The organism is Streptomyces sp. NPDC005438 (assembly GCF_040606315.1).
Taxonomy (GTDB): Bacteria; Actinomycetota; Actinomycetes; order Streptomycetales; family Streptomycetaceae; genus Streptomyces.
In genome coordinates this window covers 398,520-419,678 of sequence record NZ_JBEXEP010000005.1, presented here as the reverse complement: position 1 = coordinate 419,678, position 21,159 = coordinate 398,520, and the positions used below count along the sequence as shown (strand labels likewise).

Sequence of the window (21,159 nt, the reverse complement as noted above, 5' to 3'; positions counted from 1 at the left end):
TGGCACGTCCTCGCCGAGGACCTACGGCCCGGTCAACGGTGTCCGACGAGCCCCAAGTACCCCTCGGATGCCGGGTGTTGACCAAGGCGGGTGGCCGGCCGATCGGGACCGGTCCACCTTCCCGCATGTACTATGCATTGCATGGTAGCTGGCAAAGCAAGCAACGAACACGCGAACCGTGGCGTCAGCCAGCTACGCAAGGGCGTCCTTGAGTACTGCGTTCTGGCGTTGCTGCGTGACCAGCCCCGTTACGGAGTGGAACTGCTGGAAGTCCTCGCGGACTCACCGGTCATGGCCACCAGCCAGGGAACGCTGTACCCGCTGCTGTCCCGCCTGCGCAGATCAGGCCTGGCGGACACGTTCCTGGTGGAGTCGGCCAGCGGGCCGTCCCGCAGGTACTACGAGCTGACCGACCAGGGGCGGCAGGCCCTTGAGGGGTTCGCCGGGAACTGGCCCGGCTTTCGCGATGCCGTCGACCGTTTCCTCGTTCCTGGAGATGAAGCATGAGCAGGACATCCACCCACCCCCTGGTACGCGCCTACCTCTCCTCGGTCGAGAGGGAGACAGCGACGCTGCCCGACGCACGGCGCCGAGACCTGGTGGCCGACCTGCGCGAGCACATCGAGTCCGTACGGGCGGAGGGCGGCGACGAGCCGGTCCAGGAGACCCTGGACCGGCTCGGCACGCCCCGGGAGATCGCCGCTGCCGCGATCGAGGAGGAGCCCGGCGTCGAGCCACCGAGGCCGGATGGCCGCGCTCGTACCGCCGTGACCCTGGGCATGTTGGTGCTGTCGGCACCCCTCTGGGTCGTCGGCGTCGGCCTCGTACTGGCCGTCCTCGCCGCCGTGCGGATCTGGCGCTCCACGGCCTGGTCCCGGCGAAACAGGCGCCTGGGCGTCATCTGCGCGTTCTCCCCCCTCCTGGTGACACCCGGGATCGCCGCGCTGTTCTCCGCCGGTGGCCGCCTCGGCGCCCCCCAACTCCTGTGCGCCCTGCTGCTCTCCGCGGTGATCCCGCTGGCCGCCGCGGTCCGGCTGGGCCGGGACACCGCCCGCCTGCGAACGGAGACCCCCTGACCGGACGACCACCTCCCGGGTTCCGGTGGGACGGTGCCGCCGGGCCAGGCGCGGTGACCGCAGGCATGACGGGTCGTCAGATTCCGGGCAGCGGCCCGTAGGAGCGGCGGACTTCGCCACCGGACGCCACCCGTCGGTATGCTCGCGTGCCCGTCCTGGCGGGGCCGGCTGTACGGAGTTGGCGAACGGTACGGGGGAAGGGGGGAAGGGACCGTGTGGTGGGCGCTGCTTCTCGCTTTGGTACCGACGGCTGTCCTGGCCACCACGGGTACCGGCCTCCTGCTGGGCGCGGTGCGGGCACTGCGCACACGAAGCCCCGGAACAGTCGCCTCGGTGCTGCGCCTGGTCGCCGGCACCGGCACCCTGGGGCTGGCCGTGCTCAGCCTCGCCCCGCTGTGGAGCGAGATGCAGTACGGGGTGGTCATCCTCCCCCTCGCCGCGCTCTGCGCCGCACTGGTGTGGAACGGGATCCTGCTGGGTGCCGCCGCGTTGGCGTGGCGGATGAGGCGCTCACGCTGAGGTCCACGACACGGTCGAAGGTCGGACCCCGGGTACGGCCGTCGCGCGTGACGCCGAACCCGTACCGCTGACCGCACCCCCGTCGGCCCGAACTCACCCCTCGGTGACCGCGCTTCCGGCCGGGCAAACGGGCCGGACCCACCGGTGGCGGAAGCCTGGCCCCGAGGAACGGGGCGCTGACAGGGCGCTGACGGCGGGATGGCCGGAAACGGGCCGGCTCCCCTCGCCGTTGTGCCACCGTGCGAGGGCGCCCCCGATACGCGGTGGACACGGTGGGCCGGCCCGGGGGCGGGCGGGGGCCCCCGACGCCCCGGGCGGTGGGAGGAGACGGTTGGCGCGCGAACGGTTGGGGCGGGAGTTCGGCTGGCTGTGGGCGGCGTACGCGGTCAGCGCCTACGGGTCCGGCCTGGGCTTCGGGGCCCTGCCACTGATCGCGGTGCTGGTGGTGCACGCCAGCCCCGCCGAGGTGTCCGCCCTGTCAGCCGTCGGACCGGCGGTGGGCGCGCTGGTCGCGGTGCCGCTCGCCCCGTGGGTGGAGTTCCGGCGCAAGCGCCGGGTCATGATCGCGACGGACCTGGTCCGGTTCGCGGCCATGGCGACGATCCCGGTCGCCTACGCCCTCGGGCTTCTGGGCTTCGTCCACCTGCTGGTGACCTCGGTCGTGGTGGCCGCGTCCAGGATCGCGTTCGGCGCGGCCAGCGGCGCCTACCTCAAGTCCCTCGTCCGACCGGACGACCTGCTCGTGGCCCACGCGCGGTTCGAGTCGACCAACTGGAGCTCCATCGCGGTCGGGCCACCGCTGGGCGGGGCGGCGATCGGCCTGTTCGGGCCGGTCACCACCGTGGTGGCCGACGCGTTCAGCTACCTGCTGTCGGCGCTGAGCCTCACCGCGATCCGTGACCGGGAGAACCCGCAGAACCCGGAGGCCCCACAGAACCCGGAGGCCCCGCGGAACCAGGAGAGCCCGCGCACCCGGGGCCCGGACCGGGCGGGGGCCTGGCTGGACGGTTGGCGGCACCTCACGGGGCATCCCGGACTGCGGGCGCTGTACCTCAACCAGGTCCTGGTCGCCGGCCTGATCATGGCCACCGAGCCACTGCTGGCCGTGCTGTTGCTGCGTCAACTCGGGTTCTCCCCCTGGCAGTACGGTCTCGCCTTCGCCGCCCCCTGCCTCGGTGGGCTCATCGGTTCCCGGCTGGCCCGCCGGGTGGTGGACCGCTACGGGCAGTACGCGGTGTTGCGGACCGCCGGCGCCCTGCGCGCGGTCTGGCTGATCGGGCTGGTCCTCGTACGGCCCGGCGTCGTCGGCCTGGTCACCGTGATGGCCGTCGAGCTGGCGATCATCGTCAACATGAGCCTGTACGGGCCGGTGTTGGCCACCTACCGGCTCCAGCACACACCCCAGCACCTGGTGGCCCGTACCCTGACCGCCTGGTCGATCGGCCAGCAGGCGACCGTCGCCGCCCTCACCGCCCTCGGGGGGCTGTTGGCCGGCGTCACCAGCCCGCGTACCGCCCTGGCGGTGGCGGGGCTGCTCATCCTGGCCACCCCGTGGCTCCTCCCCGGGCGTGACCGGTTGGCGTCCGGGCCGGAACCCGTCGAGAGCCGTACGTGAGGCACGGGCCCACCGGCGGTGGCCGGGACAACCGCCGCCCGGCTCCCGCGCGTTCACCCCGACCGGCCGGCACCCGTCTCCTTTTCGTGGTTGGGTGCCGGCCGGCACCCAACCACGAGAAGGAGACCCACGTGAGCGCCACCCCCGTACTCGACCCGGTACGCACCGCCCTGCTGGTCATGGACTACCAGCCGGGCATCCTGGCCCGGCTGCCCGAGGAGGAGGCGGACGCCCTGCTGGACCGCCTGGCGGGGGCCGTCGCCGACGTGCGCGCGAGCGGCGGCACGGTGGCCCACGTACGCGTGGGCTTCACCGAGGCCGAGTGGGACGCCGTACCGGCCGGCAACAGGTCCTTCGCCGCGCTGGCCGAGCGTCGCGCGATGCACCACGAGGACCCGGCCACCGCCTTCCACCGGCGTCTGGCGCCCCGGGAGGGCGACATCACGGTACGCAAGATCCGCTACGGCGCCCTGTCCACCACCGACCTGGACCGGCGGCTCCGTGAGCGGGGCATCAGCACGCTGGTCGTCTCCGGTGTCAGCACCAGCGGCGTCGTGCTGTCCACCGTCATGGACGCGGCGGACCGCGACTACCGGCTGCTGGTCCTCTCCGACGGTGTCGCCGACCCGGATCCAGAGGTCCACGACGTCCTGCTCCACCGGGTGCTGCCCACCCGGGCCCACCTCGTCGACAGCGTGGAGCTGCGTGCCCTGCTCCGGGCGGGCTGAGCCCCACCACCCCCACGTGACCGGTGGTTGAGCCCCCGGGCTACTCGTACCAGCGTTCCCGTTCCAGTTCGGCGACCCGGCCCGGGTCCTCCAGCAGGGCGGCGACCTCGAAGCGGCGGGCCCACTGGCCGGCCGCCCAGGCGAGGCCGGCGGCGACTCCCTCCAGGGTGGACGCGTGCAGGGCGCCCCCGGGGACCAGTCGCCAGTCCACCTCGGTGCCGGACAGCAGCAGCTGTTCGTGCTCGCGGTAGCCGGTCGGGGCGCCGGGCAGCAGGCGCCGTACCGAGGGGGGCACCTCGCGGGGCTCGCCCTCTCCTTCGGGTACCGCCCGGTCGGCCAGGGTCTCGCTGAGCCGGGGCACTTCCAGCAGGGCGGCCAGGGCGCCGGCCATCCGGGGGCTGACCGGCAACAGCGGGCGGTCGCCGGCCAGGGGCACCAGGTCGGGGGCGTCGGCGACCACGGCCTCCTCGGCGTCCACCACGACCACGGTGCCGTCGTCGGCCCGTACCGCCCTCAACTCCTCGGGCAGGGTGACCTGTTCGGGGTCCAGCTCGGCCAACAGCCCGTACAGGCCGTGGAGTTGCTCGGCGGTGACCGTGCTGTCGGGGTCGACCAGGCGGGCCAGCAGCTCGGCGGGACCACCGGGCTCGTCCAGCAGGGCGGCGGCGGAGCTGCGGACACCCAGGGCGGCCAGTACCCGTACGTCCCCCTCCCCTCCCGAGTGGCGGAGGGCGGAGGTGTCCACCGGTGCGTAGAGGCCGGCCAGCAGGGGGTCGCCCTCGGCGGAGCGCAGTCCGGCCGGGCGCCGGCCGTCCAGGATCGGGTGGCCGCGCAGCCACCAGGCGGTGTACGGGCGGACCAGTTCGGTGGGCCCGTCGGGGGCGCCGGTGGGGCCGGCCACGCCCCGTACCCGTACCGGCTCCACCAGGGCGTCCCGCAGCGGGGGTTGGGCCAGCATCGCCAGGGCCCGGGGCCACTGGTCGTCGTCCACCAGATCCAGGTCACGTACCGCGACGATCTCGGCGGCGACCGGGGGCACCGCGCCCTCCGGGAGGCCGTCGAGGGTGTCCTCGCACCACACGTCCACCGCGTCCAGCAGGCCCACGTCGTCCGGCTCGGGGTAGTCACCCTCGCGGGGTTCCAGGTCGTCCGGGTCCAGCACCACGTCGGTGGCCCGCACCAGGGCGAAGGTGGCCAGTACGCCCACGGCCGTCAGCGGCTTCTCGCCCCAGCGCTCGGCCCACTCGGGGTCGACGGTGGCCAGCTCCTCGGGCCGGATCACCTGGTGGAAGGCGCTGCCCGGGTACACCAGCTCACCGGCCGGGCTCAGTTCGCCGTCCTCGTCCGGCAGGGCCAGCGCGGCCAGCCAGGGTTCGTCCCCGGGCTGGAGGCCGGCGTCCCGCACCAGGCCCAGGACGAGTTCCGCCAACTCCTCGGCGTCCGGGGCGCCTTGGGGCCCGGTACCGTCCAGGGCGGCGTCGAGGTCGTCCAGCCCGCCGAAGGCGCTGTCGGCCAGGTCCAGGGAGGCCGCCACCGCCGCCCGCACCTGGGGGGTGGTGAGCACCGCCCGGGGGGTGGCCGGGGTGGCGCCCAGCCGCTCCAGCAGGGGGTGAGCGGCGTCCGGGTGCGCCACCTTCAGCCCCAGTCGGGCCAGCCGGTCGGCGTCCTCGGTGGCCGGGTGCGGCAGCAGTACCCGACGGGGCCCGATGGTGGTGCGCCCGTCGGCCAACGGCACCGGAAGCCCGGTCAGCCGGTCGGGGTCGATGCCGGCCAGCGAGTCGTACAGCCGCCGCCACCAGCCGGTGGGCCGCTCCACTCCGGCCAGGCGGTCGATGACCTCGCCCAGCGGCACCCGGCTCACCTGGAGGGTACGCAGCTCGGGCCGACGTTCCAGACCGGCCGGCAGCAGCCCGGGGAACAGTTCGGCCAGCACGGTCAGGGTCTCCGCGCCGGCGCCCTCGACCAGTTCCGCGTCCCGGGGCCGCAGCCCGCTGGGCGACGGCTCGTCCTCCTCGGCCGGTTCCTCCCCGGCCACGGGGGCGGCACTCGGCAGGAACGGCACCTCCGGCAGCAGCCGCAGCAGGTGCCGCCGCAGCGCGGCGTCCAGCTCGCCCCGGCCCAGGGGGCCCGGTACCAGGTCGACGATGCCGCTCGTCAGGGGCCGCCACTCGCGCAGCAACCGTACGTAGACCTCGGCGGCGCGCTCCAGCAGGTGGTCGGTCAGCGGCCCGGGGGCGATCCGGCGCCGGGTGGACTCCAGCGGGAAGGTCCCGATCAGCAGCGCCGGCAGCCCCAGTTCGTCGTCGGTGGGGGTGGGGGCGTGCACCACCGCCCGGGTGCGGGGCGGGGCCGGGTCCCCCTCGGCGTCGACGGGAACCGCCCAGGTCACCGCCCACTCCGGGCGGCGCCGCTCCTCCTGGGGCCGGTCGGCCACCAGGGCGGGGTCGGTACGGCCGTGGGCGGTGGCCACCCGCCACCGGGTGGTGCGCGTGCCCTGGGCCGGGTGCCGGTCCTCCACCAGGGTGTCCGGCCCCTCCGTACGGCGGCACAGCAGCCGGGTGGCTCCGTCCACCTCCACGCTGACCTCGGCCAGCCCGGGCAGGGTCAGCAGCAGGGCGTCGTCCAGCTCGTCCAGCAGCCGCCGGGTCAGCTCCCGTGCCGCCGCGTCCCGCAACGGGAGGATGACGGCGGTGTCGTAGCCGGTGGGCGGGGTGCCCTGGGCGGGCAGGGGCAGCCGGAGCAGCGGGAGGTGGCCCTCGCGGCGGCGGAGTTCCTCGTCCAGCCCGGGCTGGACGTGGGCGCGTTCGGTGACCAGTTCGCGGGCGTCGGCCAGGGACCACCGCACCCCGCCGGTACGGCTGACCACGGCCGGCTCGTCGGTCACCGCGAGTACGGCGGAGAAGCCGACGCCGAACCGGCCCACCCCGGGGCTGTCCCGTTTGGCGGAGGCGCGGAGGGTGGCCAGCGACTCGACGCCGGCCGCGTCCAGGGGGGCGCCGTTGTTGGCGGCGACCAGCACTCCGTCCCGGAGCGCCAGCAGCAGCCGGCCGGGGGTGTCGGCGCGGGTGGCGGCGTCGGCCGCGTTCTGGGCCAGTTCGACCAGGAGGCGGTCGCGGTAGCCGCCGAGGACCAGTTCCTCCTCGGCGTTGGCGTCCTCCCGGAACCGGGCCGGGGAGGACGTCCACGCGTCCAGCACCGCGCCTCTGAGGCGTGCGGTGTCGAAGGCGTCCGTGTCCCCGTCCTGTCCCACCCACACCGTGCCGCCGCCGCTCACCTGGCTACTCCCTCGGGCCGCTGCCTGCTTCGTAGCGGCGACGGTACGACATCGCCACCGAACAGGCAGCGCCGGACACCGTCAGCCAGGCGTCTCCCCAGCACCCCGCACCCCCCAACACCCCCCGCTCCAGGGCGAGTCGGGACACTCCGCCGGTCTCACGGAGACCTCGGGCGACTCCTCTTCGGGGGCCGTCGCCGGGAGATCGGGAGCGGGTCACAGCGCACCTCGGGGTGGGCACGGAGATCGCGCTCACAATTCTATCTTCGCTCTTTTGCTGGCTTGAAACGCTCACGCGTGGCAGACTCCCCACCATGACCACCCATCGCATCGACCTGGAAGCCGACACCCACGAGAAGGTCACCCTCCTGTCGCGGGCGTGGGAGGTGACACCTGGCCAGGCCGTCGCCCGCCTCGTCGACCACTTCCACAACGCCGCCGCGTCACCCGTGTCGCCCCCCGCCGCCCCGGAGGACGACACCGTGCCGGTACACGCTTTCTACCGGGGGAAACGCGTCACCGGACGCTACGACCTGAACAACCGCAGCCTGACGGTGGACCCCGGCCCCGGCGAGGGCCACTACAAGTCCCCCAGCGGGGCGGCCGTGGCGGTGCTGCGGGACCTCAAGCCGGACGGAACCGCCAACCGCAACGGGTGGTCGTTCTGGCTGATCGACTCCAACGGGGAGACCCTACAGAGCATCAGAGAGCAATATTGAGATCGGCAAGAGATGTTCGAGACAGAGGGAGGCTCTCGCCTTCCCGCCATCACGCTCCCCGTCCTCGTCACCGTGCCCTGGTGGTTGGGCGCGCTCTGCGTGGTGACGCTCGCGGCCGGACAACTCCGTGCGCTGATGCGCGAGCGGGCCAGCCGCCAGTACGACGAGAACTTCGTGGCCACGGTCAACCACATGAACGACCCCGCCCAGCAGGTCCAGGCCCTCCTGGAGTACCGGAAGGCTGGCGTCCCCCAGGAGGAACCGCCACCGTCCGACCCCTCAACCTGGCGTTCCCCGCCACCACGCGGCGCGGAAGGAGGGGAGTAGGCGCCGGGGAGCGAGCCCGCCGCCGGGAACACGGCCGTGGGTCCCGGGCCACGGGGCACACCGCTCATCGCCGGGCGACAGGCCCTGTCGAGGGAGGTCACGCGACCACCGATGACGTGGGGCGCGGCCCACGTCATCGGTACGAGCGCCACCGCGAGGTCGTCCACGGCGCTCCTCGCGGCGCCAGGGCCGCCCGGTCCAACCGCCCGGTCCGGCCGGCTGTCGCGACCCGCCGGCCCGGGCGGAACCGGTCAGCTCTGGTGCAGTTCCAGGGGGTCGACCCGGGTCTCGTCGATCACCGGGGCCGGGGGGCGGGGCGGTTCGGGCATCACGGCACGCTCGGAGTGGCCGCCGCAGCCGTAGTCCAGGGCCACCACATGGCCGTCGGCGGGGCTGTTCTCGTTGGCGCACACCCCGAAGACCTGCCTCAGCGAACCGCTGAGCGGCACCAGGAAGCCGCAGCTGTCGCAGGCGCCGGGCGCCGACTGCGCCATGGGGGTACGCGGACCGTGGCTCTCCTCCCACCGTTCGGCGGCCAGTTGCAGCCCGTACCGGGACAGCACCCGGGGGCGGCCCATGCCCAGTTCCTGGGCGACCGAGACGATCTCCGCGCGGGTGGGCGGGTGCTCCGGCTGGTACTCCTCACCGTCCTCCGACTCGGGGCCGGCCTCCCCCTGGGGCTCGGTGGCCTGGGGTTCCTTGACCAGGGCCGAGTTGGGGGGCGGACTGTCCTCGCCGGAGGTGCCCGGTTCCAGCCGGAGGTCGTCCGACTCGGTGGGCAGCAGGTCACCGGGACCCATGTCGCCGGGACGTAGCCGCTCGCTCCAGGGCACCCACTGGGGGGCGAGGATGGCGTGCTGGCCGGGCAGCAGTACCGCCTCGTCCAGGGTGACGGTCTTGGCGCGGGAGGCGCGGGCGACGGTCACCGCCCAGTGCCAACCCCGGTAACCCGGTTCCTCGCAGGCGAACAGGTGGGTGACGATGCGGTCGCCCTCCCACACCGCTTCCAGGTGTTCGCCCACCATCCCCGGGCGCGCGGCTTCCTCCGCCGCGCCACGGGCGAGGTCCACCGCCTCGCTGCACAGGCGGTCGGGGGTACGGCGGCTCCGTGTGCTGCGCGTCGCGGCGCTCATTCGGCACTCACAAGAATTCGTCTCTCCTACGCCCTGATGCCTGACAGGGGTGCGCGACCGTACGGCAGGGATCTCCCGCCGGGAGTCCGTCCGAGCTCGGGGACGGTTCAGGGCGGACGGAGCGGGACCGGGTGGCCGCTGCGACGTCCGCGCCAGCACCGGTTGCCGGCCGTGCGGAGCGCACCGACCGCCACGCTACCCCAATGCTCCAGCCGAGGAACTCGCGGCGGTCCCCTGACGCCCCTCCTCCTGGGGGTCTCCTTGCTGCACACTGACGTGGTGACACCCGACAAGGCGGAGCACAACGGAAGGTCACCCACCAACGGAACGGATCAGGACGCCTCGGACGATCAGCCCGGGCGGGCTCGACGTTGGGCGCGGAAGGTGGCCGCTCCGCCGAGGGCGGTGGGCCGGCGGATACGCAGGGCCACCCACGCCCAGGGGGCCGGCGAGTCGGGGCTGGGGAAGCTGATCGAGCTGCACGCGGTGAACTCGGCCGGCGACATGCTGGTCACCGTGGCACTGGCGTCCACCATCTTCTTCTCGGTGCCCACCGGGGAGGCCCGGGGGCGGGTGGCCCTCTACCTGGCCGTGACCATGGCCCCCTTCGTCCTGCTGGCGCCGGTGATCGGCCCGCTGCTGGACCGGTTGCCCCACGGGCGGCGGGCGGCGATGGCCGCCGCGATGCTGGTGCGGGTACTGCTGGCGCTGGCGATGACCGGGCTGGTGGACCAGGAGGACCTACGGCTGTACCCGGCGGCCCTGGGGGTGCTGGTCGCCTCCAAGTCGTACGGGGTGGTCCGCTCCGCCGTGGTGCCCCGGCTGTTGCCGCGCCGTATCTCGCTGGTCAAGGCCAACTCGCGGGTGACCCTGTCCGGGCTGCTGGCGACGGGACTGGCCGCGCCCCTGGGGGTGGGCCTCCAACAGCTGGGTCCCCGCTGGCCGTTGTACGGGGCGGCGGTGGTGTTCGCGGCGGGGGCGGTACTGGCGTTCACCCTGGCGCCCAAGGTGGACTCGGCCAGGGGCGAGCGGCGGGCCCGGCTCGCCGAACCCCACATACCGCACCTCCCGCACCGCGCGCACGGGGCCGGGCGGGCCGGGCGCGGTGACCGGCCGGGGCTGCGCAACGTCGGTGGCTCGGTGTTGCCCGCCCTGCTGGCGAACTCCTCGCTGCGGGTGCTGTCCGGGTTCCTGACCTTCTTCCTGGCGTTCATGCTGCGCGAGCACCCCCTGCCCGGCATCTCGGCCGCCCTGGCGCTGGCCGTGGTGGGCGGGGCCGCCGGACTGGGGAACGCGGTGGGTACCGCCCTGGGGGCCTGGCTGAGGGACCGGGGCCCGGAGTGGATCATCACCACGGTGCTGCTGGTCGACCTGGCGGCGGCCACGGTCGCGACCGTGGTGTTCGACCTGGCGCCGGTGGTGGCGGTGGCCGCCTCGGCGGGGCTGTGCCAGGCGTTGGGGAAGCTGTCCCTGGACGCGCTGATCCAGCGGGACGTACCGCAGACCGTGTCCACCTCGGCCTTCGCCCGCTCGGAGACCCTGTTGCAGATGTCCTGGGTGGTGGGCGGGTTGGTGGGCATCAGCCTCCCACTGGTGGGCCCGCTCGGGATGGCCGTCGGCGGGGCGGTGGTCGCCCTGGGCTGGCTGACGACGGTACGGGGACTGGTCAGCGGGGCCCGTCGCGGCACGGGACACCCGCGCGTGGCCTAGCCGGACCTGGCCGGTAACCTGCCGGCATGACCACAGCACGCCTCAGCCGTCGGACCGCCCGTACCGCCACCGCGATCGGTGTCGTGACCCTCGGGCTCGTCGCCCTCTCCGGCTGCGAGAAGCCGACGCCGCTGGCGACCGCGACCGTGGGCACCAAGACCCTGAGCGTCAAGGCCGTCTGCTGGGACGAGGGCAAGAAGCTGGCCAACAGCAAGCTCCAGGGGTGCCTGGACCACGACGGCAACACCCTCAAGGTGGCGATGGGCGACAAGTTGCGCCTGGGCATGGAGTCGCACCTGACGGAGGACGGCAAGGGCTGGATGCTGTTCGTCAACAAGCAGGCCGCTCTGCCCGACGTGGTGAAGAAGACGTACTACAGCCTCTCGGCCGACCAGTTCTTCCAGCCCAGCCAGCAGGGCCAGCGCCCGCCCAAGTCGGTGTCGGTGCAGATCGTGGCCATCAAGGACGGTACGGCCCTGGGCGTGTGGCCGCTGACCCTCAAGCGGGACTGAGCCCCCGGTCATGAGGGTGCTGGCCGTCACGGCGGTGGTGCCGGAGCGGGACGCCTTCTTGGCGGGCCGCGACACCACCGTCCATCCCCTGCCCGGTGGGTACGAACTGCGACGTGCCGCCCTGCCCGGCGGGCGGGTGGACGTGCTGGCCGGCGGGGTGGGACCGGCGGCCTCGGCCGCGGCCACGGCCACCGCCCTGACGGTCGCCGAACTGGACGGCCACCCCTACGACGTGGTGCTGTCCGCCGGCATCGGGGGCTCTTTCCCCGGGGTCGGGCCGGCCGGCTGTGTGGTGGCCGAGTCCGTGGTGGCCGCCGACCTCGGGGCGGAGTCCCCGGAGGGCTTCACCCCGGTGACCGGCCTGGGGTTCGGGGTGGACCGGGTGGACTGCCCGGCTGACCTGGTGCGGTCGGTGGTGGCGGCGGTGGGCGGGGTACCGGGCGAGGTGCTGACGGTGTCCACGGTGACCGGTACCCGGGAGCGCGCCGAGCAGTTGTCACGTCGCCACCCCCGGGCCCGGGCGGAGGCCATGGAGGGGTTCGGAGTGGCCTCGGCGGCCCTCGGACACCGGGTGCCGGTGCTGGAACTGCGTACCATCTCCAACGAGGTGGGGCCACGGAACCGTGACGCGTGGGACATCCCCGGCGCGCTGGCCGCCCTGGGCAGGGCCGCCGAGGCGCTGGTGCCACTGTGGGAGGGCGAGGAGCGGACATGACCGAACTGACCGAGGACACGCTGGAGTTCAGCTACTCCCCGTGCCCCAACGACACCTTCACCTTCCACGCCTGGTCGCACGGGCTGCTGCCGGACGCGCCACCGTTGAAGGTGCTGCACCACGACATCGACGTCACCAACGGCATGGCCCAGCGCGGCGAGGGCGACGTACTCAAGGTCTCGTACGCGGTGCTCCCCTGGGTGTGGGAGCGGTACGCCCTGCTGCCCTGCGGCGGCGCCCTCGGCCGGGGCTGCGGCCCGCTGGTGCTGACCGCCCAGGAGGGCCAGTCACCGGAATCCCTCGCCGGCCGCACGGTCGCGGTACCCAGCGAGCGGTCCACCGCCTACCTGCTGTTCCGGCTGTGGGCCGCCGAACAGGTCCCCGGCGGCGTCGGCGAGGTCCAGATCCTGCCCTTCCACGAGATCATGCCGGCGGTACGGGACGGCCGGGTGGACGCCGGCCTGGTGATCCACGAGGCCCGGTTCACCTACCAGGACTTCGGGCTGCACTGCCTGGCCGACATGGGCGAGCACTGGGAGTCCACCACCGGGCTGCCCATCCCCCTGGGCGCGATCATCGCCCGCCGTTCGCTGGGCGCCGCCCGCCTGGAGCGGCTGGCGGAGTCGGCGCGCGCCTCGGTGCGGTACGCCTGGGACAACCCGACAGCCTCCGCGGACTACGTACGCCAGCACGCCCAGGAACTGGCTCCCGAGGTCGTCAACCAGCACATCGGGCTGTACGTCAACGAGTTCACCGCCGACCTCGGCGAGGCCGGATACGCCGCCGTACGCGGCCTGTTGACCCGGGCGGCGGCCGAGGGACTGGTGCCGCCGATGCCCACGGACGCCCTGGCCTTCCCCTGACCCGACCCGCTCGGTCCGGTTCTGACATACGGAGAGTGCCGACACCCCGTGGGTGTCGGCACTCTCCGTATGTGTGATGTCCTCCCCCGGCCCGTACGTGGACGGGGCGAGCACGGGCCCGGGTCAGACGTCCAGCTGGTCCGCCACCGCGCGCAGCATTCCGGCGATCTTGCGACCGTGCTGTCTGTCCGGGTACTTCCCCCGCTCCAGGGACTGGGTGACGCTCTCCAGCAGGGTCGTCAGGTCCTGCACGATGGAGGCCAGCTCGTCCGGCTTCCGCCGCTGCGCCGCCGCGACCGAGGGCGCGGGGTCCAGGACGGTCACCGACAGCGCCTGCTCACCGCGCTGCCCGGCGGCCACCCCGAACTCCACCCGCTGCCCGGGCTTCAACACGTCCACCCCCGGTGGCAGCGCGGAGGAATGGACGAAGACATCGTCACCGTCATCACGGGAGAGGAAGCCGAAGCCCTTCTCGCTGTTGAACCACTTGACCTTGCCGGTAGGCACGTCCGTCCTCGTCCTCGCACTCGGGCAGCGGGGCCGCTGCGTTGCTGGGGAAAACTGGCGCTCAATAGCACGCGAGCGGGCCACGGCCCGCCGGCTACAAGGCTAGTCGCAGGGCGGCCACTGGCAAGAAGCCCTGTTCGTTCCTGCGTCGTTCGTTCCTGCGTCTGTGACCGATCTACCCGCGCCCCCGCGCCGCTGAAACGCCACCACCCCGGACCAGAACCCACCCCGAGCACCGACCCAGCCACGAGGACGGGCGCCCACGTCTGGGCTCCGCCCCGAGCACCGACCCAGCCACGAGGGTGGGCGCCGTTGTCAAAGGGCTCCGCCCCGAGCACCGACCCAGCCACGAGGGTGGGCACCGTTGTCAAAGGGCCCACCCCGAGCGCCCCACCCCGAGGGCGGACCACCAAGACACCGAGGCCCACCCCAAGCCACTGGCCCAACCCCGAGGGATGGGTGCCCCTGCCAGTGGCTGGCCCCGGCAGCCCCGGCAAGGCGGCAACCCACGGAACCCGACAGCCACCCCACGAGGGCGGGTTGAGCCCACCCCGGTCACCCAAGCCGGCCACCCCGCTCCCCCGGACCGAGGCCGAACCCCACCCCGGTCACGCCTGCCCCGACCTCAGCCCCGAGGACAGGCGCCCTTGCCCGAGGGACCGCTTCCGAGGGGCCAGCCCAGCCACGAGGGTGGATGCCGTCCCCAGAGGACCCACCCCGAGCACCAGCCCAGCCCAGCCACGAGGGTGGGTGCCCACGTCCGGGCCCCGCCACGAGGACGGGCGCCGTTGCCAGAGCCTCCACCCCGAGCACCAGTCCAGCCACGAGGGCGGGTGCCCACGTCCAAGCTCCGCCCCGAGCGCCAGCCCCCCCTACGGCCACCGAGGGTGGGTCGGGGATGGGGCGGGCCTACCCTGGTGGGGTGAACGCTGAGACTCCCGGTACCGGTGACCGCCTGGTGCGCGCCGGCGGCATCCTGTTCCTGCTCGGCGCCGTCGGCACCCTGGTCACCGTCGCGCCCCTGTTCCTGGGCACCGACCCCTTCCCCGCCGCCGCGTACTGGGTGTGCATGTTGATGGGCGCCGGCTTCGCCCTCGCCGCCGCCGGGCTGCTGCACTCCGCGCGGGAGGGGCGCCGTCAGGCCAGGTCGTCCCTCGCCGGCTCCCCGACCGGGCCGGAGTCCCGGGAGCCCTGAGCCCCCTGGGGGCAGGCCGCCAGCCAGCCGGCGAACTCGCCGAGGTCCGGCAGTACCACGTGGGCGCCCGCCTCCCGCAGCTCCCCCGGGCCGCAGGGGCCGGTGGACACCGCCACCGACCAGGCCTCCGCCCGGTGGGCGCCCCGTACGTCCCCGACGTGGTCGCCCACGTACACCGCCGCGCCCTCCTCCCGTAGAGCGTCCCCCTTGGCCTCGGCCCACAGGCCGCCCAGCAGGCCGTCCACCTCAAGTCCCAGTCGGGACAGGTGCAGTTCGGCCAGCCGCCGGTTCTTGGCGGTGACCACCAGGACGCGCCCCCCGGCCCGGCGTACGGCGGCCAGCGCCTGGTGCGCCCCGGGGAGGGCGGGTACCGGTTCCACCGCGTACCGGGGGTACAGCCGGCGGTAGTGGTCGGCCACCTCGCCCACCGCCTCGGACGGGAACCAGTGGGCCAACTCCTCCTCCAGGGGCGGGCCCAGGCGGGAGACGGCCAGCTCGGCGTCCACCCACACCCCGGTCTCCTCCGACAGCGCCCGGTAGGTGGCCAGCACCCCGGGGCGGGAGTCGATCAGCGTCATGTCCAGGTCGAACCCGACGGTGGGCGCGGAGGGCAACGGCAGCGGCTGGTACGGGAATTGCGCGTGAGGAACCACCGACCCATTGTCGCGCACCCGCCCCGTACACTTAGGTCCGCCTTACCTGCCCCCAGGGACTCACCGGGAACCGATGCCTGCCACCACGCTGCCCGCCCCCGCCCGGGGCGAGGCCCGCGAGTCACGGAACACCCCCCGTACCTCCGCCCGCGTGGCCTGGATGGTGGCGGGGACCCTGGCGCTGGCGTTGACGGCACTGGCCAGCCTGGCGATCGGCTCCCGGGGCATCGCCCCGGCCACCGTCTGGGACGTGCTGTGGCACGGCGGGGACAGCGACGCGGCCCAGGTGGTCCGCTCCATGCGGGTACCGCGCACCCTGGTGGGCGTCATGGTCGGCACCGCCCTGGGGCTGGCCGGCTGCGTGATGCAGGGCCTGACCCGCAACCCCATCGCCGAACCCGGCATCCTCGGGGTGGGCCAGGGCGCGGCCGTCGGCGTGCTGTGCGCCATCGCCTTCCTGGACGTCCACCACCTCGCCGGCTACGTCTGGTTCGCCTTCCTCGGGGCCGGCGCCGCCGGGGTACTGGTGTACTCCGTCGCCGTACGGGGACGCGGCGGAGCCACCCCGGTCAAGCTGGCCCTCGCCGGCGCGGCCGTCAACGCCCTGCTGGCCTCGGTCATCACCGCCGTCCTCACCACCCGGGCCGCCGCCCTCGACGAGTTCCGGTTCTGGCAGGTGGGCTCCCTCGCCGACCGTGACCTGGAGATGGTCGACCAGCTGGCCCCCTTCCTGCTGACGGGGTTGACCCTGGTGGCCGCCGCCGCCCGGGGGCTGGACGCCCTGGCCCTGGGCGAGGACCTGGCCCGGGGGCTGGGGCACCGGGTGGCGACCGTACGCCTGGTGGGCGGGCTGGGAGCGACCGTACTGACCGGGGTGGGAGTGGCCGCCGCCGGACCGGTGGTGTTCGTCGGCCTCGCGGTACCGCACCTCGCCCGGGCCCTGGTGGGCGGCTCGCACCGCTGGCTGCTGCCGATGACGGCCCTGCTGGGCCCGGTGGTGGTGCTGGCCTCCGACGTGGTGGGCCGGGTGCTGTTCCCGCCCGGCGAGGTACCGGTCGGGGTGATGACCGCTCTGGTGGGGATGCCGTTCCTGGTGGCCCTGGTACGGCGGAAGGCGGTGTCCGCGTGACCGCCGCGCCCCCGAAGCCCCTGGCCCCGACCGGCTACCGCGCGGTGCGCCGCCCCGGCCTGTCGGTACTGCTGCACCGCCGCTCGATCCTGGTCGCCGCCACCCTCGCCGTACTGCTGGCCTGCGCCACGGTGGCCCACCTGAGCGTGGGCGAGACCTACACCGCCCCCACCGAGGTGGTACGGGTGCTGCTGGGCCAGCCCTCCCCCGAGGAACTGGTCGTCGGCACCCTGCGGTTACCCCGGCTGACGGTCGGCCTGCTCGCCGGTGCCGCCCTGGGCACCGCCGGGGCGCTGATCCAGACCGTCGCCCGCAACCCGCTGGCCAGCCCCGAGATCATCGGCGTCACCCACGGAGCCGCCGCCATGACGGTCGGCGCCCTGACCTTCGGCGTCACCTCCACCGCCGTACTCCCCTGGCTCTCGGTGGCCGGCGGAACGGGCGCGGCGGCGCTGGTGTACGTGTTCGCCTGGCGCGGCGGACTGCACGCCACCCGGTTCGTGCTGATCGGCATCGGCTTCGCGGTGGCCCTGCGCTCGGTCACCCAACTGTTCCTCACCAAGGGCGACTACCTGGCCGCCAGCCAGGCCAAGATGTGGATGACCGGCTCCCTCAACGGCCTCGGCTGGGACCAGGCCCGCCCCCTGGCCGCCGCGCTGGCGCTGCTGCTGCCCCTGGTGCTGTGGGCCGCCTGGGTACGCCGTGGGGTGACCCTGGACGACGACACCGCCATCGCCCTCGGGGCCCGACTCGGCCGCGACCGGCTGGTGTTGGTGCTCGCCGGGGTGGGCCTGGCCTCGGTCGCCACCGGGGCCAGCGGCCCCATCGACTTCGTGGCCCTGCTCGCCCCGCAGATCGCCCGCCGCCTCACCCGTACCGCGCGGATCCCCCTGCTGTCATCCGCCCTGCTGGGCGCCCTGTTCGTGGCCCTCGGCGACCTGCTGGCCCGCAAGCTGTTCGCGCCCACCGAACTGCCCGTGGGGGTACTGACCGCCGCCCTCGGGGCGCCCTACCTGATCTGGCTGCTGCTGCTCGCCGGAGGCTGGCGCCCCCGACCCTTCCGCCTCCGCCGGCCGGCCCGACCGTTCCGCCCCTCGCGTACGGAGCCCGACGATGACCACTGACCGCCCCACCCGGCCCCCCTCGGGCCAACCCCGGCTCACCGCCCGGGAGTTGACCCTCGCCTACGAGCAGCGGACCGTGGTCCGGGGCCTCGACCTGGACATCCCCGACGGCCGGGTGACGGCGGTGGTGGGCCCCAACGCCTGCGGCAAGTCCACCGTGCTGCGGGCCCTGGGGCGGCTGCTGCGCCCGGCCCGGGGAACGGTGCTGCTGGACGGCCGGGAACTCGCCCACACCCCCACCCGGGAGGTGGCCCGCCGGCTGGGGCTGCTGCCACAGAGCCCCGTCGCCCCGGAGGCCATCACGGTGTCCGACCTGGTGGCCCGGGGCCGCCAACCCCACCAACGCTGGTGGCAGCAGTGGTCCGCCGAGGACGAGCGGGCGGTACGCGAGGCCATGGAGCGCACCGGGGTGGCCGCGCTGGCCGACCGGGCGGTGGACGCCCTGTCCGGGGGCCAGCGGCAACGGGTGTGGATCGCCATGGCCCTCGCCCAGGAGACCGAACTGCTGCTGCTGGACGAGCCCACCACCTACCTCGACATCGCCCACCAGGTCGAAGTGCTGGACCTGGTACGGCAGTTGAACCACGAACGCGGACGCACCGTGGTGCTGGTACTGCACGACCTCAACCAGGCCGCCCGCTACGCCGACCACCTGGTCGCCCTCCGCGAGGGCCGGGTCGTCGCCCTGGGCGAACCCTCGGAGGTGGTCACCGCCGAGCTGGTGCGCGAGGTGTTCGGCCTGGAGGCCGTGGTCGTCCCCGATCCGGTCACCGGCTCGCCCCTGGTCGTACCCGGCCGGCCCTGGCGGCCCTCCCCGGACGGGACCGTGCCACCCGCCGCCCCCTCCCGCTCGCACCTCTCCCTGACCAAGCACCCCGTGACCGAGCACTCCCTGACCGAGCCTCCGAACTGACCCGAAAGGTTCGCCCGATGCGACAGCGCCCCGCCCGAGCCCGCCGCCACTCCCTGGTCGTCCTGGCCCTGACCACCTCGCTCGGCTGCGCCGGCCTCACCGGCTGCGGCTCGGACACCGACAGCGACTCCGGCGACGGCCGTACGCTCACCACCGTCCGGGGCAAGGTGCACGACGTCCCCACGAAGCCCAAGCGCGTGGTGGTCCTGGACACCGCCGAACTGGACTCGGCCCTCACTCTGGGCGTCAAGCCGGTGGGGGCCACCAAGTCCGACGTGGGCTCGGGCTTCCTCAGGTACCTCCCCGAGGACAAGGTGCGCGGCATCGCCGACGTCGGCAACATCGGCGCCCCCAACCTGGAGAAGATCGCCAAGCTCAAGCCCGACCTGATCCTCAGCAGCGACGTACGGGACCAGAAGCGCTACGACGAGCTGTCCAAGATCGCCCCCACCGTCTTCACCAAGACCACCGGCTACCCCTGGAAGGCCAACTTCCTGGTCCACGCCGAGGCCCTGGGCCGCAAGGCCGAGGCCCGCAAGGTCATCGCCGACTACCGCGACCACACCCGCGAGGTCACCAGATCCCTGGGCGGCGCCAAGAAGGCCGGCGCCACCGAGGTGGGCGTACTGCGCTTCACCGAGGGCGCCGACTCCCGCATCTACGGCCTCCGTTCGTACATCGCCACCCTCCTCAAGGACGTCGGCCTGGGCCGCCCCCCGATCGCCGCCAAGGCCACCGACTACGACGGCCTGGGCATGGACATCAGCCCCGAACAGGTCGACAAGGCCGACGCCGACGTCCTGTTCTGGTCCACCTACGGCGACCCCCGGAAGGCCGGGGAGTCCAAGACGGTCGGCAGCCCGCTGTGGAAGAACATGAACGCCGTCAAGAAGGACCGCGCCTTCCGCGTCGAGGACGAACTGTGGATCCAGGGCATCGGCTACACCGCCGCCGAACAGATCCTCGACGAGCTGGAAAAGCGCCTCACCCAGTAGTCCCCTCCACTCCCCTGGTGGCCGCCAGGGGTTGGCGGCCACCAGGGGTTGGGACGCGTCAGGTCCCCGGCGTCAACGGCTCGTGCTGGTGCCACAGCAGCCGACGGTCCTGGCTGCGCAACTCCGCGGAACCCCATTCGATACGCATGACCCCCTGCTCCAGGGAACAGGCGTACGCCACCAGCACGAGCCGCGTCTCTTCCGGCAGCAGATCCAGGTCGGGCTGGGCCTCGGACTCCTCCAGGTCACCCCAGTCCAGGTCGAACGCCGGCTGCATGGGCGGCGGACCGTACCGACGTATCAGCTCGGCTCGGAAGCCGGTGCCCTTCCGCAGCCGAGCCTCGGTGACCGGGACATTTTTCTTGGCGTATCGGAGGGGGTAGATCGGGTGTCCCCGTACCACCACGACCTTGCGTCCCTTGAGGCTCAGGGTCTCCCCGAACCCCTCAAGCCCGGCGGCCAACTCCTCGTACTGCACGGCGTGAAGGCCGTGACCGTACGCCTCCAACGTCTGTGTGTGCACACCCTCCTGGCCGCTGCGCGCCCGCTCGTGCGCTCGGACGAGACAGGCCGGGATGATGTCGGCCAGCTCACCGGCCAGGTCACCGAAGGTGTCTCGCGCCCACTGGCTTGCTGATCCCATGGCGTACGGCCTCCCGACGGTACCGACTCAGCGAACCGAACAGCCTGCGCCTCACCACCGTGCTGACCCGCTGCCCGGTCACACAAGGTGGCCTCCGGCGCACGGAGGGGGCGCACGGGACTGACCGTGGCCACCGGACGGCGGAACGCCCGGCCAACCACTCGGCCCACTCCGTCGGCGCGCACCGCTCAGCAAGACGCCGACGGCCCAGCAGTCCAGCCACCACCCCCTACGTCCACAGCCTGTGAACCCGGCGGATCCTCCCGAACCGGGGGCGCCTGTCCGCCGCTCCTCAGCCTGAGGAGTCGACCCGCGTTGCTGACCCACCCGGCGTGTAGCCTGCGCTGTCGCGGGGAGCTGTCGACGACCGTCAGGCAGGCGAGTCCCGCAGGTGACACGGGGCCAACTACGGCCGCGCCCAAGCCTGTTGGGCGCTCCTGCCCCGGTGGGCGCGCGGGGAGGGGACGCGGTGTCGTTGGAGGACCTGGTGCGCCGGGAGGCGGTGGCGGGGTTGCCACCGTCCGAACTGGCGGGCCGGTTGCTGGATTCCCGGTTGTACTTCGAGCGGCCCGACCGGCCGGGGTTCCTCGTGGTGGAGACGGGAGCCGGCCTGGTGGTCCCGGTGTTCACGTCGTGGGAGGGGCTGGCCCTCTTCGCCGGGGTGTGTGACTGGGCGTCGACGACGACCCGCGACCTGTTGGAGTTGCTGCCCGAGGACGTACGGGCGTTGGTGGATCCGTTGGACGGCGGCGGGTTCCTGTTGGATTCGGCCGCAGTGGCCGAACTGGTCGAGACGGGGGAGCGGTAGC

At 73.6% G+C, this 21,159-nt stretch carries 22 protein-coding genes; 17 read left to right on the top strand and 5 right to left on the bottom strand.

Translation table 11 applies throughout. From position 1 onward, the window contains the following. The first annotated feature begins 141 nt into the window (after window positions 1-141). The 5 genes from ABZT14_RS14065 (at window position 142) to ABZT14_RS14045 (ending at window position 3,938) form a co-directional block, all read left to right on the top strand. Window positions 142-507, top strand: coding sequence for a PadR family transcriptional regulator (locus ABZT14_RS14065; protein ID WP_356301109.1), 366 nt, complete (start codon window positions 142-144; stop codon window positions 505-507). Then, on the top strand, window positions 504-1,076 hold the full coding sequence (locus ABZT14_RS14060) for a hypothetical protein (protein WP_356301106.1): 573 nt from the start codon (window positions 504-506) through the stop codon (window positions 1,074-1,076). Before ABZT14_RS14065 ends, ABZT14_RS14060 begins: the two co-directional genes overlap by 4 nt. Window positions 1,077-1,289: 213 nt before the next feature. Beyond that, window positions 1,290-1,595: a hypothetical protein gene (locus ABZT14_RS14055; RefSeq protein ID WP_356301103.1), complete on the top strand. Its 306-nt coding sequence runs from the start codon at window positions 1,290-1,292 to the stop codon at window positions 1,593-1,595. Between the two features lie 331 nt (window positions 1,596-1,926). Beyond that, complete coding sequence (locus ABZT14_RS14050; protein WP_356301099.1) at window positions 1,927-3,210, top strand: MFS transporter; 1,284 nt, start codon at window positions 1,927-1,929, stop codon at window positions 3,208-3,210. A 131-nt stretch (window positions 3,211-3,341) separates the two neighbouring features. Beyond that, the gene (locus ABZT14_RS14045) at window positions 3,342-3,938 is read left to right on the top strand and encodes an isochorismatase family cysteine hydrolase (protein WP_356301096.1); all 597 of its coding nucleotides are present in this window, start codon (window positions 3,342-3,344) and stop codon (window positions 3,936-3,938) included. A 40-nt stretch (window positions 3,939-3,978) separates the two neighbouring features. On the opposite strand, the gene ABZT14_RS14040 is transcribed toward ABZT14_RS14045, so the two are convergent. Beyond that, on the bottom strand, window positions 3,979-7,212 hold the full coding sequence (locus ABZT14_RS14040; protein ID WP_356301093.1) for a molecular chaperone Hsp90: 3,234 nt from the start codon (window positions 7,210-7,212) through the stop codon (window positions 3,979-3,981). 314 nt (window positions 7,213-7,526) lie between these two features. Between ABZT14_RS14040 and ABZT14_RS14035 the strand changes: the two genes are divergently transcribed. Together ABZT14_RS14035 and ABZT14_RS14030 are read left to right on the top strand one after the other, a co-directional pair. Next, window positions 7,527-7,931, top strand: a complete 405-nt coding sequence (locus ABZT14_RS14035) for a DUF4357 domain-containing protein (protein ID WP_356301090.1) — start codon at window positions 7,527-7,529, stop codon at window positions 7,929-7,931. A 12-nt stretch (window positions 7,932-7,943) separates the two neighbouring features. Beyond that, the gene (locus tag ABZT14_RS14030) at window positions 7,944-8,258 is read left to right on the top strand and encodes a hypothetical protein (RefSeq protein WP_356301087.1); all 315 of its coding nucleotides are present in this window, start codon (window positions 7,944-7,946) and stop codon (window positions 8,256-8,258) included. A gap of 251 nt (window positions 8,259-8,509) precedes the next feature. Here ABZT14_RS14030 and ABZT14_RS14025 read toward each other — a convergent pair whose 3' ends face one another. Next, on the bottom strand, window positions 8,510-9,391 hold the full coding sequence (locus ABZT14_RS14025; RefSeq protein ID WP_356301084.1) for a DUF3027 domain-containing protein: 882 nt from the start codon (window positions 9,389-9,391) through the stop codon (window positions 8,510-8,512). A gap of 384 nt (window positions 9,392-9,775) precedes the next feature. Between ABZT14_RS14025 and ABZT14_RS14020 the strand changes: the two genes are divergently transcribed. From ABZT14_RS14020 to ABZT14_RS14005, 4 genes are read left to right on the top strand one after another with little or no spacing between them, the layout of a single operon-like run. After that, window positions 9,776-11,101 (top strand): MFS transporter, encoded by a 1,326-nt coding sequence (locus ABZT14_RS14020; protein WP_356301274.1) that lies wholly within the window; start codon window positions 9,776-9,778, stop codon window positions 11,099-11,101. 26 nt (window positions 11,102-11,127) lie between these two features. After that, on the top strand, window positions 11,128-11,613 hold the full coding sequence (locus ABZT14_RS14015; protein ID WP_356301081.1) for a DUF2771 domain-containing protein: 486 nt from the start codon (window positions 11,128-11,130) through the stop codon (window positions 11,611-11,613). 10 nt (window positions 11,614-11,623) lie between these two features. After that, window positions 11,624-12,328, top strand: coding sequence for a futalosine hydrolase (locus ABZT14_RS14010; RefSeq protein WP_356301078.1), 705 nt, complete (start codon window positions 11,624-11,626; stop codon window positions 12,326-12,328). Then, window positions 12,325-13,191, top strand: coding sequence for a 1,4-dihydroxy-6-naphthoate synthase (locus ABZT14_RS14005; RefSeq protein WP_356301075.1), 867 nt, complete (start codon window positions 12,325-12,327; stop codon window positions 13,189-13,191). The genes ABZT14_RS14010 and ABZT14_RS14005 overlap by 4 nt, the downstream gene beginning before the upstream one ends. Before the next feature lie 123 nt (window positions 13,192-13,314). Here the strand turns inward: ABZT14_RS14005 and ABZT14_RS14000 are convergent, their stop codons facing one another. Continuing rightward, window positions 13,315-13,698, bottom strand: coding sequence for a cold-shock protein (locus ABZT14_RS14000; protein WP_356301072.1), 384 nt, complete (start codon window positions 13,696-13,698; stop codon window positions 13,315-13,317). Window positions 13,699-14,596: 898 nt separating this feature from the next. Here ABZT14_RS14000 and ABZT14_RS13995 point away from each other — a divergent pair. After that, window positions 14,597-14,893, top strand: a complete 297-nt coding sequence (locus ABZT14_RS13995) for a hypothetical protein (RefSeq protein ID WP_356301069.1) — start codon at window positions 14,597-14,599, stop codon at window positions 14,891-14,893. Here the strand turns inward: ABZT14_RS13995 and ABZT14_RS13990 are convergent. Further along, the gene (locus ABZT14_RS13990) at window positions 14,836-15,471 is read right to left on the bottom strand and encodes a haloacid dehalogenase-like hydrolase (protein WP_356301272.1); all 636 of its coding nucleotides are present in this window, start codon (window positions 15,469-15,471) and stop codon (window positions 14,836-14,838) included. The genes ABZT14_RS13995 and ABZT14_RS13990 overlap by 58 nt on opposite strands. Before the next feature lie 235 nt (window positions 15,472-15,706). Here ABZT14_RS13990 and ABZT14_RS13985 point away from each other — a divergent pair, with 235 nt between their 5' ends. From ABZT14_RS13985 to ABZT14_RS13970, 4 genes are read left to right on the top strand one after another with little or no spacing between them, the layout of a single operon-like run. Beyond that, window positions 15,707-16,675: an iron ABC transporter permease gene (locus tag ABZT14_RS13985; RefSeq protein WP_356301270.1), complete on the top strand. Its 969-nt coding sequence runs from the start codon at window positions 15,707-15,709 to the stop codon at window positions 16,673-16,675. A gap of 20 nt (window positions 16,676-16,695) precedes the next feature. Next, window positions 16,696-17,799: an iron chelate uptake ABC transporter family permease subunit gene (locus ABZT14_RS13980; RefSeq protein ID WP_356301268.1), complete on the top strand. Its 1,104-nt coding sequence runs from the start codon at window positions 16,696-16,698 to the stop codon at window positions 17,797-17,799. Further along, window positions 17,789-18,712, top strand: coding sequence for an ABC transporter ATP-binding protein (locus ABZT14_RS13975; protein ID WP_356301066.1), 924 nt, complete (start codon window positions 17,789-17,791; stop codon window positions 18,710-18,712). The genes ABZT14_RS13980 and ABZT14_RS13975 overlap by 11 nt, the downstream gene beginning before the upstream one ends. A gap of 17 nt (window positions 18,713-18,729) precedes the next feature. Beyond that, window positions 18,730-19,707 (top strand): iron-siderophore ABC transporter substrate-binding protein, encoded by a 978-nt coding sequence (locus ABZT14_RS13970; RefSeq protein WP_356301063.1) that lies wholly within the window; start codon window positions 18,730-18,732, stop codon window positions 19,705-19,707. A 58-nt stretch (window positions 19,708-19,765) separates the two neighbouring features. Here ABZT14_RS13970 and ABZT14_RS13965 read toward each other — a convergent pair whose 3' ends face one another. Beyond that, on the bottom strand, window positions 19,766-20,350 hold the full coding sequence (locus tag ABZT14_RS13965) for a hypothetical protein (RefSeq protein ID WP_356301060.1): 585 nt from the start codon (window positions 20,348-20,350) through the stop codon (window positions 19,766-19,768). A gap of 469 nt (window positions 20,351-20,819) precedes the next feature. Between ABZT14_RS13965 and ABZT14_RS13960 the strand changes: the two genes are divergently transcribed. Then, window positions 20,820-21,158: an SseB family protein gene (locus tag ABZT14_RS13960; protein ID WP_356301057.1), complete on the top strand. Its 339-nt coding sequence runs from the start codon at window positions 20,820-20,822 to the stop codon at window positions 21,156-21,158. Window position 21,159: the final 1 nt, after the last annotated feature.

Coding starts and splice junctions, on each gene's coding strand:
- ABZT14_RS13995 (WP_356301069.1), top strand. CDS start 14,597: ATGGGGCGGGCCTACCCTGGTGGGGTGAACGCTGAGACTCCCGGTACC.
- ABZT14_RS14060 (WP_356301106.1), top strand. CDS start 504: ATGAGCAGGACATCCACCCACCCCCTGGTACGCGCCTACCTCTCCTCG.
- ABZT14_RS14030 (WP_356301087.1), top strand. CDS start 7,944: ATGTTCGAGACAGAGGGAGGCTCTCGCCTTCCCGCCATCACGCTCCCC.
- ABZT14_RS14010 (WP_356301078.1), top strand. CDS start 11,624: ATGAGGGTGCTGGCCGTCACGGCGGTGGTGCCGGAGCGGGACGCCTTC.
- ABZT14_RS14015 (WP_356301081.1), top strand. CDS start 11,128: ATGACCACAGCACGCCTCAGCCGTCGGACCGCCCGTACCGCCACCGCG.
- ABZT14_RS13970 (WP_356301063.1), top strand. CDS start 18,730: ATGCGACAGCGCCCCGCCCGAGCCCGCCGCCACTCCCTGGTCGTCCTG.
- ABZT14_RS14035 (WP_356301090.1), top strand. CDS start 7,527: ATGACCACCCATCGCATCGACCTGGAAGCCGACACCCACGAGAAGGTC.
- ABZT14_RS14005 (WP_356301075.1), top strand. CDS start 12,325: ATGACCGAACTGACCGAGGACACGCTGGAGTTCAGCTACTCCCCGTGC.
- ABZT14_RS14025 (WP_356301084.1), bottom strand. CDS start 9,391: ATGAGCGCCGCGACGCGCAGCACACGGAGCCGCCGTACCCCCGACCGC.
- ABZT14_RS13985 (WP_356301270.1), top strand. CDS start 15,707: ATGGTGGCGGGGACCCTGGCGCTGGCGTTGACGGCACTGGCCAGCCTG.
- ABZT14_RS13965 (WP_356301060.1), bottom strand. CDS start 20,350: ATGGGATCAGCAAGCCAGTGGGCGCGAGACACCTTCGGTGACCTGGCC.
- ABZT14_RS13975 (WP_356301066.1), top strand. CDS start 17,789: ATGACCACTGACCGCCCCACCCGGCCCCCCTCGGGCCAACCCCGGCTC.
- ABZT14_RS14065 (WP_356301109.1), top strand. CDS start 142: ATGGTAGCTGGCAAAGCAAGCAACGAACACGCGAACCGTGGCGTCAGC.
- ABZT14_RS13990 (WP_356301272.1), bottom strand. CDS start 15,471: ATGACGCTGATCGACTCCCGCCCCGGGGTGCTGGCCACCTACCGGGCG.